At 43.1% G+C, this 15656-nt stretch carries 10 protein-coding genes; 9 read left to right on the top strand and 1 reads right to left on the bottom strand.

The features are described from left to right. Positions 1-3: 3 nt before the first annotated feature. Positions 4-1272 (top strand): hypothetical protein, encoded by a 1269-nt coding sequence (locus tag DDT91_RS08435; protein ID WP_187175737.1) that lies wholly within the window; start codon positions 4-6, stop codon positions 1270-1272. A 166-nt stretch (positions 1273-1438) separates the two neighbouring features. Here the strand turns inward: DDT91_RS08435 and DDT91_RS08430 are convergent, their stop codons facing one another. Further along, positions 1439-3220 carry a metallophosphoesterase family protein gene (locus DDT91_RS08430; protein WP_187175736.1) on the bottom strand — a complete coding sequence of 594 codons (1782 nt, stop codon included), beginning with the start codon at positions 3218-3220 and terminating at the stop codon, positions 1439-1441. Between the two features lie 129 nt (positions 3221-3349). On the opposite strand from DDT91_RS08430, the gene DDT91_RS08425 reads away from it, so the two are divergent. From DDT91_RS08425 to DDT91_RS08390, 8 genes are all read left to right on the top strand, one after another. Then, complete coding sequence (locus DDT91_RS08425; RefSeq protein WP_187175735.1) at positions 3350-3562, top strand: hypothetical protein; 213 nt, start codon at positions 3350-3352, stop codon at positions 3560-3562. Positions 3563-3581: 19 nt separating this feature from the next. After that, the gene (locus DDT91_RS08420; RefSeq protein ID WP_187175734.1) at positions 3582-6968 is read left to right on the top strand and encodes a SusC/RagA family TonB-linked outer membrane protein; all 3387 of its coding nucleotides are present in this window, start codon (positions 3582-3584) and stop codon (positions 6966-6968) included. Positions 6969-6992: 24 nt separating this feature from the next. Beyond that, positions 6993-8684, top strand: coding sequence for a SusD/RagB family nutrient-binding outer membrane lipoprotein (locus tag DDT91_RS08415; RefSeq protein WP_187175733.1), 1692 nt, complete (start codon positions 6993-6995; stop codon positions 8682-8684). A gap of 774 nt (positions 8685-9458) precedes the next feature. Further along, on the top strand, positions 9459-9716 hold the full coding sequence (locus tag DDT91_RS08410) for an HPr-rel-A system PqqD family peptide chaperone (RefSeq protein ID WP_187175732.1): 258 nt from the start codon (positions 9459-9461) through the stop codon (positions 9714-9716). Further along, positions 9703-10749 carry an ATP-grasp domain-containing protein gene (locus DDT91_RS08405; protein WP_187175731.1) on the top strand — a complete coding sequence of 349 codons (1047 nt, stop codon included), beginning with the start codon at positions 9703-9705 and terminating at the stop codon, positions 10747-10749. Before DDT91_RS08410 ends, DDT91_RS08405 begins: the two co-directional genes overlap by 14 nt. A 13-nt stretch (positions 10750-10762) precedes the next feature. After that, complete coding sequence (locus tag DDT91_RS08400; RefSeq protein ID WP_187175730.1) at positions 10763-12121, top strand: alanine racemase; 1359 nt, start codon at positions 10763-10765, stop codon at positions 12119-12121. Continuing rightward, complete coding sequence (locus DDT91_RS08395; RefSeq protein WP_187175729.1) at positions 12121-14325, top strand: urea transporter; 2205 nt, start codon at positions 12121-12123, stop codon at positions 14323-14325. The genes DDT91_RS08400 and DDT91_RS08395 overlap by 1 nt, the downstream gene beginning before the upstream one ends. Then, positions 14310-15653 carry a tetratricopeptide repeat protein gene (locus DDT91_RS08390; RefSeq protein WP_187175728.1) on the top strand — a complete coding sequence of 448 codons (1344 nt, stop codon included), beginning with the start codon at positions 14310-14312 and terminating at the stop codon, positions 15651-15653. Before DDT91_RS08395 ends, DDT91_RS08390 begins: the two co-directional genes overlap by 16 nt. The last annotated feature ends 3 nt before the right edge of the window (positions 15654-15656 follow it).

Below are 15656 nucleotides of genomic sequence, written 5' to 3'. Positions count from 1 at the left end.
GCCATGCCTAAGAAAAATTTACTTCCTATTCTTCTTACCGCCATGACTTTGGGTACCACCTGGGCCATTCGCGGGCAATTTGGACATGAGCAAGGGGCTGCCTGGGCTGGAGCGATAGCCTGTTTGATGCTGGTGATGGTGGCCAAAAGGAGTGAATGGGCGGAATCGGGACTGAAAGCCTCTTTTTTTGGAGCGATGGGCTGGGGATTGGGAGGAATGATGAGTTATGGCGTGTTGGTCGGGTATGGCAAATCCCCGGATTTTCTGAATGCTTCCTATGGTCTATTGAGTCTCTTGGTGGTGGGGGGATTGTACGGATTTTTAGGAGGGGGATTGTTTGGACTTGGATTGACTGATTCGGAAGAGAGGAAAGTTCCTTGGCATCAGGTCACGGTAGAATTGACTGTTGGCGGATTGATTTTTTACTATTTCATCATCGAGCAACTGGGTTGGCTGATGACTCCGCCACGGTCTGAGGCCTGGGGAGTATGTGCCGGTGCCGCCTTGGCTTTGGCTTATTTTCTTTACCGGAGCGGCTATCGAAATGCCCTCCGTGTAGCTCTGTTTTCAGGGTTGGGTGCAGGGTTTGGTTTTGGCTTTGGTAATTTTCTTCAAACGATGGGTCAATTGTCCGGTTTGACATTCAATTTTTGGAATGTGATGGAGTATTCCTTGGGATTTTTTGGCGGAATCGGGATGGCCTATGGGGCTTTGACATCCTCTTGGCAGCCTGCTAAAAAAGCAGCTGAGAAGTCCGTTTGGCCGATTTATGGATTAGCTGTACTGATACCGTTTTTCGTGTGGGAGCAAAGTTTTTGGGAAAAAGAGATCACCCCAATGCTGGAAAAGGTAGCCCCTGGACAAATGGAATTTTGGGCTAAAGCCATACCCGCGCTGGCATTTTTGATCTGGTTAGGATTGCTGGGATTAGCCTGGAAAAAAGCAAAAACGCTGACAAATGATCTGGCAGTCAGTACGGTTTCGGTTCTTCAATCGGTTTGTTGGTCTTTGTTTTTGGCTTATTTGGCCTACACGTTTTTGATTACGGGCTCATTCATGAGCGGATATCGACCTGAGCAATTTTTGTATTTGGTCAACTTTGGGCTGATTTGGTTTTTGGTCCCCAAAAGTTCTGCACAATTCTCAGGGGAGGGAATCCAAGGGGCTGGAATCTGGAAGTTGTTTTTTCTGATTTTGGGCCTTTTGATCTTGTTGGCGGCGATTTCCTCTTCCCTTCATGAAGGATTGCCTGGGATGCAGACGCGGTTTTGAATGATGGGCTGAGGTTATGTGAATGGTTGATATTTAGAAATTGAGGTCATTGAGTGCAGGACTAAATCCAAAGAGATTACTATCGTTTTGACATGCATTTACCTGAGATCTGAAAGCGCCAGACCGTCTGAATGATAAACAAGGGAATTTTCTGCGGACAACATCTTTACTTTTTGATGGTGAATTGATCCAGGAGTTTGCCGTCGGCGAGATAGGAACTCAGCGTCAGGGTATTTCCTTCGATGTCGATTTTTTGGTAGAGGTAATCATCGGGGTAGGAAAGAACGGTGAAGGACTGGTCCTGCTTATCGCTTTCGAAACCCTTCCCATGTGCCGAAGCCGAGTGGACAAAAATCAGGTTGGAGTTTGATCCGGGCTTGAATTCCCTCAAAGGTTTGGATCGCATGTAGTAATGAAAATGCCCACTGAAGTACAGGTCCACCTCGTGCTTTTCCAAAATGGGAACCCAGAAGTCCTGGATTTCGGGATAAGGTTCTACAGAATTGTAAGCAGGGAAATGGACGGTCAAGAACTTCCAACGGGCAGGATTTTCGGCGAGTACTTTTTCCAACCAAGGCGCTTGGTCAGGGATAGAAAGCGTGCCATCCATCATCAAGAAAAGAGCCTCACCATATCTGAAAAAATAGGTTCTCTCGGAATATTCTCCTCCGGGCCCATTGACAGGAAGGTCAAATTGCGCCTGAAACATGCCTGCGCCCAACCCATCCTGTGAGTCGTGGTTGCCGGGTACGGGCATAAAGGGGCGATGCGCAAAGCTTTCTCCGGTGAAGGCAAACAGCTTGTCCCAATCATCCCGATGAAGTCCGGTATTGACCAAGTCGCCTGAGGAAATGTAGAATTTGGTTTCAGGAAAACGCGTAGTAGCATCTTTTGCCAGTTGGCCTGTTTTGGGATCGTTGTGCATATCACCAAACCAAATGAAAGAAAAATTGGGTGTGCGGTCAGCTGCTGTCTCAAAGGAATAAACCGGACTGAGCTCGTCATCGGACTGGATTTGGTAGTGGTAAGCAGTTCCCGGATTGAGACCGGAGATTCGCGCGGTATGGCGAAGGGTAAAGCGGTCGTTCTGAAGTAGGCGGTCTTCTATTTCCTGAGGGGAAGATGCCAAGCTGAGCGTGTCTTTTCCTCCTTTTTTCCAATAGAGGACCTTACTTGTCGTAGATTTTGGAGAAGTGCGCCAATTGATGGAAATGGAGGTTTTGGGATCAGCATGCCAGTGCAACACCGGTAGATCCGGAACTTCCGAAGATGGAAAATCGGTACTTCGGAAGGCCTCGACCAAATGAGCTTCTCTCGCCCGTCCACGGATGGTGGTAAAGAGTATTTCTCCACGGATTTCATCGGGGACTTCGGTGATTTTCAGCCCATCCCAGTCGTGATAGGTAAATGCTCCGGGTTCCAAAGTTTCGAAATGCTGTTGCGCGGGAAAAATCGGTGTGATTTCCAGTTTTTTTCCTTTTTCCAAAGGTTTGAGACTGATAAAATACACCGGTCGGTGTTTGTCAAGTCCATTGATGCCCAAGTTGACTTTTCCCGAGTGCTCTTCTTTTTGCCAGACCTCATATGAAGAGAGTTCATTTTTGACCAGCAGGTTGGTTTTGACAAAACCCGATTTTTCAAGCCAAAAGGGAACCGTCTTTTGGTCTACATGGCGCATGAGTGATATTCTCACAGGCTGGTTGACTTCAAAAATCCAGTACTGCGTACTCATCACCGCCTTTTCCTCCTCGGTCAAATAGGAGTCGAAAAAAGCTTCATCCAGCAAATTGAGGCTGTCGGAGGGAATTTCTTCATAGAGCCAGGTGACGATCTGATCTACGGTAGTCTTGAGGTCGGGAAGATTTTTGGGAGGGGCTGCGCAAAAAGTGAAGGCTACAAGACTTAGTGTCAAAAGGTGTTTAGGATAATTCGATCGGTAGTGGTTCATGGTGTGGATAATGCGGGGACTAATCCATTTCAATACTCAAAATCCAGTGAAAGGGACTATTTCAGATTTTTTCAATCAAGGATAGTCTCTTTTTTCATTACGCCAGTAATTCTTGTGAATGAGATCATTATGAAAAGGCTCAACGCATCTGATTTACTCAAAAAGCTGGAGTCAGGAAAGATTACAAGGGAAGAATTCACGCTGTTTCTGGAAGGAATCGAAGACCCAAAGCAAGCTGATGATTTTGATCTTGAATTCCGAAAATCCTTTGACCGATTTATGAAAGGACCTGACCCTAGCCTTGATGAGGAAAAAAAGACTCTTGAAAACCCCAAATCTTAACCAACCCAAATTCATACATATGAAACAATTTATTTACCCGATTAAACCCAAATTGCGTCAGGTATTATCCTGGTGTCTGATCTGTGGTTTTGTGTTGCTTCTTGCTCCAAGTGCAGTGGCATTGGCCTATGGTGCTTCAGGCATTCCTGAGGATTTTTTACAAGCCCAATCGGTGGCAGTAAGAGGGAAAATAACTTCCAAAACAGATGGACTTCCCCTTCCGGGAGTGACTATTTTGGAAAAAGGGACTTCCAATGGAACGGTGTCAGATATAGAAGGAAACTATTCGATCACAGTTCGAGGCCCACAGCCTGTTCTTGTATTTTCTTACATCGGATTTACATCCATAGAGGTTCCTGTGTCAGGACAGTCCACACTCGATCTAACCATGGAAGAAAATATTCAGGCAATGAGTGAGGTAGTAGTAACTGCCTTGGGGATTGAAAGGGAAAAACGATCCTTGGGATATTCTGTAGGAGAGGTAAAGGGAGAAGATTTGAGAACAGTAGCTCAGGAAAATCCAATCAACGCCCTGGCAGGAAGGGTAGCTGGTGTTTCGATTAATCAGATCAGTGGGGTAGGATCTTCAACCAGTGTAGTGATTCGAGGGGCTACTTCTTTGAGCAGTGATAATCAGCCTTTGTTTGTGATAGATGGTGTTCCGGTATCTAATACCCTGAACAATGTGAGAAACATGGGTGATCGAAATGAAGTCGATTATGGTAACCCGATCTCTGATCTCAGCCCTGACGATATTGAAGACATAACAGTGCTGAAAGGGCCAAGTGCTGCGGCATTATACGGTTCCCGGGCAGGAAACGGGGTGATTTTGATTACCACCAAAAAGGGTCGAAAGGGAGAATCTCTCAAAGTCAATTTTACTACCAGCAATGTGTTCGAAAAGCCATATAGATTTCTTGATTTTCATTACATGTATGCCAATGGGGTCCGAAACGACCAATTGGATGAGCGATCAGCCTATTGGGCAGGGCTGAAATTGGACGCAGGGAATAAGGCCGTGCAATGGAACAGTCCTATGGGAGAGGATGGGAAAAAGATTCCAACCGAATTGAAATCCTACCCTGACAATATGAGGAACTTTTTAGAAACCGGCGTGACCTCTACCAACTCAGTCAGCGTGGCTGGGTCTACAGACAAGGCTACCTATAGGCTTGGTTTTTCCAATATGATTCACAAGGGAATGATTCCCAATACGGACTTGCATAGGAACAATCTTTCCCTTTCAAATACTTACCAATTTACTTCCAAATTATCACTAAGCGCAGACGTCAACCTGTCCCGATCCAAGTCCAATAACCGGGCCGCTACCACCAATAGAGGAGCCAATCCTCTGGAAGCGGTGTATAACTGGTCGCATGTGGATATTCGGGAATTGAAGGAGTACTGGCTGGAAGGTCAAGAAGAAATTCAGCAAAAAACCGTCTCAGTAAATCACGACAATCCATACTTCATTGCCTACGGTATAAATAATGGATTTGTAAGGGACAGGGTTTTTGGTAATGTAAAACTTGACTACAAGTTTTCTGAAGTTCTCTCCTCTTATGTAAGGCTAACTTTAGACACTTATACCGAAAACAGAGAGACTAAAATTCCATGGTCCTACACCCGAGAACGAAGAGGGGCTTACCACCTTCAGGATATTGGAAGAACCGAAAGCAATATTGAGTTTTTGACCACCTATAGAAAGTCCATCTCCAATTTCAACATTTCTCTCAGTGGTGGAGGAAATATCATGCAACAATACTACCGAGACAATTACATGGGAAGTGCCCCAAATGCGGGATTGATTGTACCTGGACTGTATAGAATCAGTAATGTTCCCAATACTGGACTGAGGTATTCAAACTTCTATTCCGAAAAAGCGATCTATTCCTTATTCGCCATTGCATCCATCGGATATATGGATCAACTCTATCTGGATTTATCTGGCCGTAATGACTGGTCAAGCACTCTTCCTTCATCTAATCGGTCTTATTTTTATCCTTCAGTGTCCTTAAGCTGGTTGGCAAATTACACCTTCAATTTGCCGGAGACCATTTCTATGCTTAAAGTGAGAGCAGGGTTTGCTCAGGCAGGTAATGACACCAGTCCTTATGCGTTGGAGCCGATATTGGGAACTTCAAACTGGGGAAGCCTTATTACAACCAATTATCCGGGGACATTATTAAATCCAAATCTTAAACCAGAAATCAATACCTCTCAAGAGTTGGGGTTAGACTTTAATCTTTGGGACAACAGAGTGAGGTTTGAAGGAACCTATTTCTACCAGAAAAATGAGAATCAAATTCTAAGTGTACCTACACCAAGTTCTTCCGGCTATTCTCAAAAGCAAGTAAACGCAGGATTGCTTTCTTCCAAAGGATGGGAAATTCAACTTGGAGGCACTCCGATTAAAAATGCCAATGGGTTTACACTCGATATAAATGCGAATTATACCCGCATCAGGACTACTCTTGAGGAGCTTGCCGACGGAATGGACTTCATTACTTTGTGGGAAGACAACAACGGAGGCGCATCCACATTTGTAGGAGGGCAGATTGGGGATTTGTATAGCCGAGGATTCGCCACGGTGACGGATCCCAATTCCCCCTACTATCGCTGGCCGATTCTCAATGCCAACGGCTCCTGGATTCCTCTCAATGGCAGAGAGGACAGAAGAAAGGTTGGGAATTTCAATCCGGATGCATTGATAGGGGTTCAAACCAGACTTAGCTATAAGCGATTCACCTTGGATGCGAGTTTCGATCTGAGATTGGGAGGAGATTTTATGTCCTACACCTACCGATATGGAGAGTCGGATTGGAAGTCAAAGAGGCAGATGGACCAATTGATACCGGGAGGACTTTATTCTCAGGAAGAACTTATCGCATTACTTAAGTCCAACCCTGAAAAATATATCATTCCTCAAAATGGAAACTTCCCCAGAGTGGGTGGGTATGATAAAGAATCAGGAGGTCTGCCTGTCAACATGGCTGCGGCTGGATATGATGGTGTTTTTGTTCCAGGGGTCATTCGAAATGCAAATGGCGAGTATGTCGAACATTTGGGAGGACCAGGAACCAAGATTTACCCTGCATCATCTGCGTACCCTTGGAGCTACAATGAGCAGATTACCTTTGATGCTTCTTTCTTGAAAATGAGAGAATTGTCCTTGGGATACCAATTGCCAAATATTAAAGGATTCCAAAATGCTCATTTTTCCGTCTACACCCGAAATCTGATTCTTTGGACTAAGGCAGACATAGGAATCGATCCTGAAAGAGCCTTCCAAGTGACGGCTTCCAAGCAAGGAGATTCAGCAAACCTCTTTAGGCAGGGGATCGAACTCCAAAATGTTAACCCTTGGACGATGCCTTTTGGATTCAAGTTTAGTGCAAACTTTTAATCTCCACCCGAAACAGCTTAAGTCATGAAAAATATCAATATAAAAATCGGAACCTTAGTCTTGTTATTCTCTTTGATTGTAGGAGGATGTAAAGATTTGGATGAAGTCAATGAAAACCCAAATGGAGTATCTCCCTCCAATGCAAACGTAAACATGCTGATGCCCACCATTTTGGTAGGAGTGGGTCAAAATTTGGTCAATTTGGGCTATCAAGATCTTGCTGGGGTGGTACAGCACACTCAGAAAGATGGCTGGAATGGGGGACATAATCACTACGAATGGGGACTTCAGGATTGGACAGGTTGGTATGGGTTACTTCGTACCAATGAATTTATGATCCGGCGTGCCGAAGAGACTAATTCTCCTTTCCATAAAGCCGTTGGCCTGACCATGAAGTCTTTGATTTTTGGGATGGTTACAGACCTTTGGGGGGATGCTCCTTATACCAAAGCTCTTCAGGGGGATAAACCTGGAAAAGAATACCAATTGCCTGAATTTGATAGCCAAGAGGTAATTTACCGAGGAATTATTGCGGACTTGAAGGCCGCTTCAGCATTATTTGCTACCTCAACGAACGCAACTGTAATTCCACAGTACGATGTTTATTTTGGAGGAAATGTGGCCAGATGGCAAAAGTTTGCCAATTCTCTGCTTCTTCGCTATTATTTACGGGTTTCGGACAAATTGCCCGATCTCGCAAAGGCAGGTATTGAAGAAGTGGCAAAAACCGGGATTTACCTGACAGATGCTTCTGAAGACGTGGTCATGGATTATATAGGAGCTTCTGCGGCTGATTCTTGGCCAACAGCGACTTCATTCGATGCGGGTTCCAATTTTCGTCGACTTAAGCCTTGCAATACTCTTTTGGATTATATGCTGGAAACTCAAGATCCTCGTACCAAAGTTTGGTTTAGAGAGGTACATTGTCAATGGGTGGAAGACAAGACTCTGACAACCGCAGTAGATCCATTTATACGACGTAATGGTGTGTTGCAGCAGGGCGTGGTTTCATTGACCGATGAGCAGTACCTGGTTCAAATTGCGGCAGGAAATAAGTTCACAAGGCACTATAATCCGGATATTTTAGGATCAAAATTGGACACCCGGTCGATTGTAGGACTTCCTCCAGGAGCATTGTCTCCGTCAGAATACAATAGAAATCCTACTCCCGGACAGACCCTTGAAAACCAGCACGCCTCCCAATTGGCGGATATTTATAGACAAACTAAGCATGCCTTGCTAAAGGCTAGAATTATTTCCGCTGCCGAAGTCTATTTCATTCTTGCTGAAGCATCTCTCAAGGGGTATGCTGTAGGGAATGCGGAATCCCATTACAGAAATGGGGTACAGTCCTCGTTGAAAACTTGGGGAGTTTTAAATGGGTTTGATGCTTACATCAAGCAGCCAAAAGTGGCATATAACGGAACTGTCAAGCAAATAATCGAACAGAAATGGATTGCCAGCTGGACTAATGCCTCTGAAGCTTGGTTTGATTACAGAAGAACCGGTTTCCCAGTTTTGAAAGTTGGTCCAGCATCTCCTGAACCTGTGCTGCCTGTTAGATTTATCTATGGAGGAAACGAAATCAATTTCAACAACGAACGGGTAACCGAGGCTATCAATCGATTAGAAGTAACGCCCTATGAGGGAGGAAGAGGTCCTAATAATCAATGGTCTAAGACTTGGATTAATCAGGGGACTAATAAGCCTTGGTAAAAAAGAAATTAGATAGAGATTTGAGAAAGTTGCCTTTTATAAAGGCAACTTTTTCTTTTATCTTGTTTTTTTGTCCAGATAGCCTAACCTATACAGCTATCAAAAAGTGTTTTCTGAGTAGGCTTGATCATTATTCATGGTTTTTCAACTTTCCAATTCCTGAAAACAGGGTGTTTTGGATTAATCTTGGGACTAAGTTTTTTATTGCATAAATCAATTGAAGCCATTTTCCTTTGGGAAGATAAGAGATAGGATGGACTATGGTTTGAGTAAATTGAAGTTCCCTTTTTTTAGTGTTCCATAATTTTGATAAGGATCTATCTTATGAGCTAGATGTATTTTGTAGACAAATTGAATTGATGAGTCGTTTTTTATTCTTAGTTCTGCTTGATTATTCAGGTTGATTTTTTTTAAGAGTTAGCTGTACAATTTTTTGACTAATTGTTTTCAAAGGGAGTTAATATGAGGAATAATTCCGCCTTAAATGGTGGTTAATTTTTACCTTATCCGGTCATTTTGCCTCCTTTCAAGATTTGGAATTAATTTTTTAAAAAATCTCACAATGAGACTTTTGTCATAGAAAATAACAGTTACTTTTTTTTCTTTTGACAGGTAAAGATCCAGAATTTTCTCTTGAAAATTGGATGAAAATAAGAAGGTCGGTCGTAGTTTAGTACAATTCTGGGGGAAGTGAAAAAATACCTTATGACAGAGGAAATTTATCCCTTCTTGGATCTGATAAAGTGTTGGATGTGAGAGAAAAATGAGAATGCTATGCTCAAAATAAAAAATAATATCGCCATCAGTGATTCAGGGTTTGTGTTTGATGCACGGACGGGGGATTCCTTTACGCTAAATACCACAGGTCTTGAGATCGTCCAACTTATAAAGGAAGGGAAGGATTATCAAGGAGTCCTGCAGGTTTTTTTGGACAAATACGAAGTAGATCCAGAAAGTTTTGAAAGGTATTACCTGGATTTTGTAGCAACCCTGAAGCACATGAATCTGATTGAAGGAAATGGAGAAGATTAAAGTCACCGTCGCACTTTCCGGGCTAAACAACATAGATAGCCCTGGGCCGGGGATTCCTGTGATCAGAGGATTGAAAGAATCTAGGGTGTTGGATGTGAGGGTAGTAGGGTTGGCCTATGAAAATTTGGAACCGGGCATTTACATGCATGATCTGGTGGACAAGACCTATAAAGTACCTTATCCTTCTGATGGAGTAGAGCCCTTCTTGGATCGAATTCGGTATATCCATCAGGTGGAAAATATTCAGGTTTTGGTGCCCAATTTCGATTCCGAGCTTTTCACGGTGATGAAGTCTGAAAAAGTTCTTCATGAGCTGGGAATTAATACTTTCTTGCCTACACTCCAGCAATTTGAAGAAAGGCATAAATCCAACTTACCGGAATACGGTAAAAAATATGGAGTAAAAGTACCCTACAGTGATACAGTCGCAAGCATCCATGATTTCCTGAAAATTCAAGATCAATTTGAGTATCCAGTAGTCGTGAAGGGCAAGTTTTATGATGCCTACATTGCTTATGATCTGGAACAGGTTTCTATCTATTTTCACAAAATTGCCGCGAAGTGGGGTCTTCCCATCGTTATTCAGGAATTTGTAAGAGGTACCGAAGTCAATGTGGTGGCATTGGGAGATGGGCGAGGGAATGTAGTAGGAGCCGTTCCCATGAGAAAAACCTATATCACTGACAAAGGAAAAGGATGGGGAGGAATTACCTTACAGGATCAGGATATGATGGACTTGACCCAAAAGATTTTTTCCCAAACCCATTGGAGGGGAGGGATGGAGCTCGAATTGATCCGCACCAAATCCAACGAACTGTACATGATCGAAATTAATCCAAGGCTGCCTGCGTGGGTTTATCTGGCGGTAGCTGCAGGGCAGAATCTTCCCGAAGCCTTGGTTTTGTTGGCTTTGGGAAAAGAGGTAAATCCCTTTGAGGGATATGAAGTTGGAAAGATGTTTATCCGATATTCCTATGACATGATCTGTGATCTGAAAGAATTCGAGCATTTTTCTACTAGAGGAGAAGTATAAAATCCCGAAAACTATGAGCAAGCTGACATTTGAAAGGCCCATTATCCAGCGAGTGAATGCAGGTCTTCCCAGTAAATACGGAATCCCACGAAGATTGGAGCCCATCAGCCATATTGATGGAAGCTCCATTCGATCTCTACTAGAGGAGTTTGGTTCTCCTTTGTTTGTCCTCTCCGAGCAAACCATCCGAAAGACCTATCGGGAAGCCTACCGGGCATTTAGTTCCCGCTATCCTAATGTGCAGTTTTCTTGGTCTTACAAGACCAATTACCTCAATGCGGTTTGCAATATTTTCCATCAGGAGGGAGCTTGGGCAGAGGTCGTGTCTGGATTTGAATACCATAAAGCTCTTGAGAATGGAGTGCCGGGGGAGTTAATCATTTTCAATGGTCCGGACAAATCTATTGAAGACCTCAAATTGGCTATTTCCAACAACTCCCTGATTCATATCGATCATTTTGATGAATTGTATGATATCATCCATTTGAGCAGGGAAATGAATGAAAGACCAAAAGTGGCAATCCGGGTAAATATGGATGTGGGGATCTATCCGATTTGGGACCGGTTTGGGTTCAATTATGAAAATGGGGAAGCTTGGGACGCCATCAATCGGGTAATGGCCAGTAAAACACTCGATTTGATCGGGCTGCATACCCATATCGGTACTTATATTCTCAGTACGGAAGCCTATCGCATTGCTGCGGGAAAGCTGGCGAGCTTGGCCGTAAAATTGGAGAAAAAATATGGTCTTGCCCTTAAGTACATCGACATGGGAGGAGGGTTTGCTTCTAAAAACACCCTTCGTGGTGCCTATTATCCCGGCACAGATACAGCCCCTTCTTTTGATGATTTTGCCGAAGCCATCACTTCGGGATTAATGAGTTCGGAAATCAAACCGGATCATCTTCCCATGCTGGTTTTGGAGACAGGGCGGGCCTTGATTGATGAAGCTGGATATCTGGCAGGTACCGTATTGGCTACTAAAAGACTTTCAGATGGGAGAAGAGCGACCATTATCGATGCAGGTGTCAATTTGTTATTTACCTCGTTTTGGTATGACCATGACATCAGACCTGTGGAGATTGTCTCAGACCAAACTGAGGATACGACCCTTTACGGTCCTCTCTGTATGAATATCGATGTAGTCAGGGGCAATCTCATGTTTCCCCTTCTTAAAAAGGGCGATCATTATGTCATCCGGAGGGTAGGTGCTTACAACAACACCCAATGGCTTCAATTTATTACATTCAGACCAAACGTGGTAATGCTGGATATGAAAGGTAAGCCGCATTTGATCAGAAGGAGAGAAAGCCTGGAGACCATCAATTCCCAAGAGGAAATTCCTGATCATTTGAAAAATTTCAACCTGTAATGTCATCTGCCTTGACTGTACGGCTGTCTTACAAAGCATGGGGCTGGTTTTGGGAATCCCTGACCAAGAGTTATGCTCAAGTCTTTTTTTCGGATAATAAGGGATTTGGAGTAGCTCTCCTTCTTTTAACTTTCATTGACCTTTATGTGGGTATCTATGGTCTATTAGCGGTTTGTACAGCCTTGCTTACTGCCAATGGGTTGGGATTCTATGAGTCAAATATCCGAAAAGGATTTTATGGGTTTAATGCTCTTTTGATCGGAGTGGGATTGGGGATATACTTCGAACCCGGCCTACTGCTGTTGATCCTTGTATTTCTTTCAGGAGTCTTGGCGGTTTTATTTTCCGTGACCTTGGAAGGATTTTTGGGTAAATATGGATTGCCTTTTTTGAGCATTCCCTTTATTCTGATTTTTTGGATGATTCGTTTGACTTCCGGACACTTTGAAGCTTTGGGACTTAGTGAAAGAGGAGTCTATGTCCTCAACGATCTCTACACTTTAGGTGGAGGCAGCTTGATTCAGCTTTATGAATGGGTCAATCAATTAGGAATTCCCCCTTCTCTAAAGTCTTATTTTCTTTCTCTGGGGGCTATTTTTTTTCAGCAAACACTCATTGCAGGAATAATAGCGGCGGTAGGTCTTTTGATATATTCCAGAATCGCTTTCACACTTTCTTTTCTGGGATTTTATGTAGCCTATTTTTTTTACCTCTTGCTTGGGGTTTCATTTTCCGAAGTGACGTTTAGTTACGTTGCTTTTAATTACATATTGGTAGCCATTGCTTTGGGGGGCTATTTTATTATACCCAACCGGAGCAGTTATCTAATGGTATTGCTGATAATCCCATTGGTAGTATTGATCAGCATATCTCTTCAGGAGGTATTTTCATTATTTAATCTTCCGGTTCATTCTTTTCCCTTCAATGTTTCTACCCTTATTGTTTTGTATGCACTAAAGTTTAGAGTAGACAACAGGATAAGACTGAGTACAATTTTTTGGCAACAAAATTCTCCAGAAAGGAATCTCTATTCCTTCTCCAATTTCATGAAGCGGTTTGGGAAGAATAGTCCAGTCCCGATTTATTTGCCTTTTTTTGGAGAATGGACCGTAACCCAAGGGCACAATGGGGAATACACACACAAAGATGATTGGAAATATGCCTGGGATTTTGAAATAAAAGACGAAGAGGGTAGCACCTTCCGAAAGGAAGGAGATTTTGCCGAGGACTATTATTGCTTCAACAAAAATGTACTTGCCCCTGCCAAAGGAGTGGTAGAAGAGGTGGTAAATGAAGTTGAAGATAATGTCATAGGCCATCGAAATCTGGAAAATAATTGGGGGAATACCATAGTCATCAAGCATGGTGAATTTTTATATTCCAAATTGAGCCATTTGAAGAAGGGGTCTATCCCTCTAAAGCCCGGAGATGCTGTGGAAAAAGGACAGGTAGTAGGCAAGTGTGGAAATTCCGGAAATTCTCCTTACCCTCATTTGCACTTTCAGATGCAGGCGACTCCCTACGTAGGTTCAGCGACAATTGATTATCCCATCTCAGACATTTGGATTCGGCATGAAGGAAAGGAAAAACTAATGGCGGTCTCAATTCCCCCCAAAAACGCCCTGGTTTCCTCGCTTGTGCCTCAGGCAGAATTGAAAAAGGCATTTTCATTTGTGGTGGGGGATAAGCTTGATTTTGAAACCCAAGAAGGGAAAGTGTCTTGGGAAGTGAAGCGTGACTATTACTTGAATAAATACCTTGAATGTGAGAAATCAGGTGCCAAGGCTTATTTCAAAGTGGATGATTTAATGCTGCATTTTACCCACTTTGAGGGGAGTAGAAAGTCACTTTTATACCACTTTTTTCTTTCAGCTTTCAAGGTGAGTTTTGGATTTACTCCCAATCTCAAAATACAGGACAGTTTTCCGATTCATTTGATCTTTCATCCTAAGAGGATTTTTATTCAGGATTTTCTGGCACCTATTTATTCATACTTAAGGGCAGACTATGAGTTGAATTACCCTAAATCTTTTCGGGGCTTTTCAGCCAAGCCTCTGATTATGAATGGGGAGGTGAAAAAACGAAGGCTAGGAAAGCTTCTTGAAGTTTCCAAATTCCAACTTGTTATCGATCAGGGAGGGCTTGTGTCATTTTCCTTTGAGCGAGGAACTCAAAAAATCAATGCATCATGTATAAGGGATTAATTTTGGTTTGGTTGTGTATCCTCTTACCGCTAGGTGGTGCCTTGGGACAGGGAAATACAAGTTTGTCTCTGGTAGACGCAAAAACCTCTGAGCTTTTTGTCAAAAAGGATTGGAATGCCTTGATCAATGAAGGCAAGTCGGCGATTGATCAGGGAATAGATTACTATTACCTCAGGGTTAGGTTGGGAGTCGCTTATTTTGAAAAAGGGGATTATCATCAGGCCGCACACCATTTAGAAATAGCAAAGGAAATCAACGATGAGGAGGAATATGTCAGGGAATACCTGTACTATGCTTACCTCTGGTCGGGAAGAAAATTTCAAGCGAGGTTGATTTCAGCAGGATTTTCCCCGCAAATGAAAAACAAAACTCAAACAGATGGCGCCGATTTGTTGGATGGGTTGGAGTTTGCCTACAATTACACCGGTCAGGTGAATCAACAGGTCATTGATAATTTTTCGGCGAGTACAAATCCGCAAACAGAAGGGTATCAATTTATCCCCCGCTTTCATCATTATGGCTTTTTGGGTTTGGATCTGAATCTTGGTGATAGATTTAAACTATATCAGGGATTTAGCATTCTCCGGGCGACTCATTTATTATACAGTCAAGGGAATGGGGTTTCCTTTCAAAACCCCTCTTACATCTCTGACAGTTGGCAATATTTTCTCTCAGGAACTTACTACTTAGGACAGGGATTTCATTTTACCGCAGGCGGGCATTTTATAAATAATACCTTCCCTCTGCAGGAAGTGCAGCAGATGGGTAATGGTCAGCAAGCCCTGGTAGTAATTCAAGATCAAAAGGATTCTGACTATTTGGTGTTTGGAGGGCTTTCCAAAAATCTAACCTATCTCAATTTAGGAGCGAATATTTTTTACGGTACCATTAACAATGGCAAGCAAGTCCAGTCGGATTTGAATCTGACGCTCTTTCCGGGAGGAAACCTGAATTTTTACACCTTTTCAGTCGTAACCTATCAGAATCAAGAGTTTGCTAATGCCAGTTCTTCCCAGAGAATCATTTTCAATCAGGAACTCGGAGGTAAAGTGACAGAATTCATTTGGTTGGAAGGATACGCCACATTTGGAGAGCTTGAGAATTATTTCTACAAGCAAGGTCTGGTAGTATTTAACCGCCTCGACAAAATCCAGAACCGTTGGGGGGGCAGGGTAATTATTCTTCCTAATCCCCAATGGAAACTGACTTTGGATTATACGAATTTCTCTAATACCAGCAGCTTTCAGACTCTACCGCCCTCGGTGGAGCAAAACGTTAAGTCCTACTCTCTCCAATCCATAACCGCAATACTATCATGGACATTTTAACTT

Origin of the sequence: Algoriphagus sp. AK58 (assembly GCF_014324365.1) — a bacterium.
GTDB lineage: Bacteria > Bacteroidota > Bacteroidia > Cytophagales > Cyclobacteriaceae > Algoriphagus.
This window is presented reverse-complemented; position numbering and strand designations above follow the sequence as displayed.

Coding starts and splice junctions, on each gene's coding strand:
- DDT91_RS08435 (WP_187175737.1), top strand. CDS start 4: ATGCCTAAGAAAAATTTACTTCCTATTCTTCTTACCGCCATGACTTTG.
- DDT91_RS08430 (WP_187175736.1), bottom strand. CDS start 3,220: ATGAACCACTACCGATCGAATTATCCTAAACACCTTTTGACACTAAGT.
- DDT91_RS08425 (WP_187175735.1), top strand. CDS start 3,350: ATGAAAAGGCTCAACGCATCTGATTTACTCAAAAAGCTGGAGTCAGGA.
- DDT91_RS08420 (WP_187175734.1), top strand. CDS start 3,582: ATGAAACAATTTATTTACCCGATTAAACCCAAATTGCGTCAGGTATTA.
- DDT91_RS08415 (WP_187175733.1), top strand. CDS start 6,993: ATGAAAAATATCAATATAAAAATCGGAACCTTAGTCTTGTTATTCTCT.
- DDT91_RS08410 (WP_187175732.1), top strand. CDS start 9,459: ATGCTCAAAATAAAAAATAATATCGCCATCAGTGATTCAGGGTTTGTG.
- DDT91_RS08405 (WP_187175731.1), top strand. CDS start 9,703: ATGGAGAAGATTAAAGTCACCGTCGCACTTTCCGGGCTAAACAACATA.
- DDT91_RS08400 (WP_187175730.1), top strand. CDS start 10,763: ATGAGCAAGCTGACATTTGAAAGGCCCATTATCCAGCGAGTGAATGCA.
- DDT91_RS08395 (WP_187175729.1), top strand. CDS start 12,121: ATGTCATCTGCCTTGACTGTACGGCTGTCTTACAAAGCATGGGGCTGG.
- DDT91_RS08390 (WP_187175728.1), top strand. CDS start 14,310: ATGTATAAGGGATTAATTTTGGTTTGGTTGTGTATCCTCTTACCGCTA.